This window comes from Streptomyces sp. NPDC046876 (assembly GCF_040645035.1).
Classification (GTDB): Bacteria; Actinomycetota; Actinomycetes; order Streptomycetales; family Streptomycetaceae; genus Streptomyces.
In genome coordinates this window covers 1-2,794 of sequence record NZ_JBEYXK010000214.1, presented here as the reverse complement: position 1 = coordinate 2,794, position 2,794 = coordinate 1, and the positions used below count along the sequence as shown (strand labels likewise).

The 2,794-nt window shown below is 36.9% G+C and carries 3 protein-coding genes and 1 pseudogene; 3 read left to right on the top strand and 1 reads right to left on the bottom strand.

From position 1 onward, the window contains the following. Both ABZ924_RS38385 and ABZ924_RS38380 read left to right on the top strand, forming a co-directional pair. The coding region (locus tag ABZ924_RS38385; protein ID WP_361920356.1) for a replication initiation protein at positions 1–490 on the top strand (490 nt) is incomplete at its 5' end. Continuing rightward, positions 403–636 (top strand): ATP-binding cassette domain-containing protein, encoded by a 234-nt coding sequence (locus ABZ924_RS38380; RefSeq protein ID WP_361920358.1) that lies wholly within the window; start codon positions 403–405, stop codon positions 634–636. The genes ABZ924_RS38385 and ABZ924_RS38380, both read left to right, overlap by 88 nt. A gap of 28 nt (positions 637–664) precedes the next feature. Here the strand turns inward: ABZ924_RS38380 and ABZ924_RS38375 are convergent. Further along, positions 665–955: pseudogene (locus ABZ924_RS38375) on the bottom strand (DUF4238 domain-containing protein); the annotation flags it as partial. A gap of 95 nt (positions 956–1,050) precedes the next feature. Between ABZ924_RS38375 and ABZ924_RS38370 the strand changes: the two are divergent. After that, entirely contained in the window at positions 1,051–2,274 is a 1,224-nt protein-coding gene (locus ABZ924_RS38370) for a hypothetical protein (RefSeq protein ID WP_361920354.1), read from the top strand. Positions 2,275–2,794: the final 520 nt, after the last annotated feature.

Below are 2,794 nucleotides of genomic sequence, written 5' to 3'. Positions count from 1 at the left end.
TTATGGAATTGCTGCTAAGGTTAATTTATATTTAAAGGACACAAATTTAAAAAGGAGTGTTATTTTGAATGAAAATCATGTTGTAACTCAATCAAATAGACTAATTGAAGCTAGGCACATGAAGCCATTATCCGCACGAGAACAAAAGATTATTTTAACTATGGTTTCTATGATTCAACCGAGTGATATAGATTTTAAAGAATACAGCATTTCAATAAAAGAATTTAGTGAAATGTTAGGTCTAAAAGGACATGCAAAATATGAGGAAATTAAGGAAGTAGCTTTAAATCTGCAAGCGAAAACTATTTTCATACCTGATGAAGATGGTTTTATAACAACGAACTGGGTAGCGAGTCAACGTTATCAAGAGGGCGAAGGAATAATAAAACTGTCTTTTTCTCCATATCTAAAACCTTATTTACTCCAATTAAAAACTCAATTTACATCTTACTTGTCGGAAGAAACGGAGAAGGAAAGTCAACGTTATTAAATGTACTCGCGGGAACCTTACAGCCAACTGAAGGAGTCGTGACGTGGAAAAAAGGCAGTAAGATCGGTCTGTTAGAACAATCCCCTGATGAGCAGCCAGAGCAAACGGTAGAACAATTATTAAAAGCTCAGAAAGATATATATTAGAATCATCAAAAAGACGAACCGACTCTTCTCTAAATCTTTTTGTTCTTATATATTGGTAAGAAAGAAAAGCAGCAATTGCTTCTTTTTCAAATTTTTTTACTTTGAAATGTTGATGGTGTTCTAGTTTTCCAATAAATATTGGAAGGAAATTACTAAAAGGAATTTCGAATTTTGCGTTTAAAACTGTTTCAATCACTTGGTATTTTCCTTTAATGATATCGTAAAAATAACCTTCACTAGCAATACCAGTTGGATTTGCTGCACCTAAAGGTCTGTGGACAACTTGTAAAGTTGCAAAAGACGCAACTAAACAATTTATCGCATCTCGCTTGTATCTAAAAGGTTCGATAACAACGACCCGTTAAAACCTTATTCGATAATGATATAACTAAAAAAGAAACTTTCCAAGAATCATTGAAATTTGAAAAGGGATTTACAATATTTAAGTGTTCAAACATTGAAGATTCCGATCTCATATTTTTTACGAGTTATATTTTAAGGCTTATTTATAAAGAGCAGAAAGATTTAAGGCAAATAATAGGCAAGCCTGTTCAACTATTTCATTTTGTATTTGATGAGGCTCATAAATATATTATTGAAAATAAAGACCAGCAAAACATTATTTCTCTAAAAATATTCGAAAAAATTGCTAAAGAAGGAAGAAAATTCGGAATTTTTATGATTTTAGCTAGCCAGAGACCTAGTGAGCTTTCTAAAACAGTATTATCTCAATGCAATAATTTCATTCTTCACAGAATCCGAAATAACGTAGATATAGATCAAATGAGGAGAAGTATTCCTTATATAACCGATTCCCAGCTTATAAGAATTGCATATCTAAAAACTGGATCTGCTTTGTTTGTAGGAGAGGCTTTTTCAATTCCGATGGACCATCAGCCAACGTTGATTGGAGAAATTGCAGCGCAACTCAGTCAAAATAACGATGTAGAAGGACTGAAAGAGCTTCAAGACATGCAGGGGGGATTTGAAGTCCTGTATGAGGTACAACCGCTGGAAGACGGGGAGGAAATTACTCAAGATATTTTGGCTGATACGACAGATGCACTTATGAGCCGGATTAATGTGCTCGGCGTCAGTGAACCGGTCATTACCATTGAAGGAGACAATCGTGTCCGCGTCCAGCTTGCCGGAGTGGAAGATCAGGCGACGGCACGGGAGCTTTTGTCTACGGAAGCTAATTTGACTTTCCGCAATGTGGAAGATGAAGTTATGCTTACTGGTAATGACTTGAAGCAGGGGGAGGCAGCTGCTAATTTCGATGAAAATGGGCAGCCAATAGTCATTTTGGAATTGAATGATTCAGGCAAATTCGCCGAAATCACAAGCGAAATTTCACAAATGCCACCGCCAAGTAATGTCCTAGTCATCTGGCTGGATTTTGAAGAAGGCGTGGATTCCTACGCTGCCGAAATGGCGAAACCTAATCAGAAATTTGTGTCAGCTCCGAGTGTTTCCCAGCGTTTCAATTCACCTTCAGTTGAAATTTCAGGTGCTTTCACAGTTGAGGAAACTCAAAACTTAGCTGGTATTTTAAATGCAGGAGCACTTCCAGTCAGTCTAACTGAAATTTATTCGACTTCAGTAGGGAACCGTTTAGTGGAATGGAAGAGGATTTAGAACGCCTTTTCAAAGGTAAAAACATTGGGTACATATTAAGATTTGAGGGGCTGAAAAACAAACGTTTTCCTGTTTTTAAACTCACAATCGAAAATCCTTCTTCACTGACTTTTCTTTTACAAGAAACTTTTTGGATAGCAACTTGTAATAACTTCTACGCCTTTTCTTTCACGGATAATATCGTGTATAAACCCGTTATAGGAAAGGGCTGGTTTGGACGTGAGAAAACCTGGATATGGCCTCACTTTGATATGAATGGTTCATCGACAGTTATCGAAATTTGGCATGACGGGGATGGGTCTTCTCGCCGACACCGTGAATCATCGTTCCTATTTTTAACTGCTTTCTCATATGGATTATCCCCTCAGCGGTCATATTACACACTATAACCATTCATTGTCTTTGATTATCGTATGTGTCGCGGTTTTGGGAAAGCGTGGTAAGCGAAAATGCATTAGAACCTTCCATTGAAGTATTCAGTACCGATGACGCCGAAATTTTGTACACGTCTGGTACTACC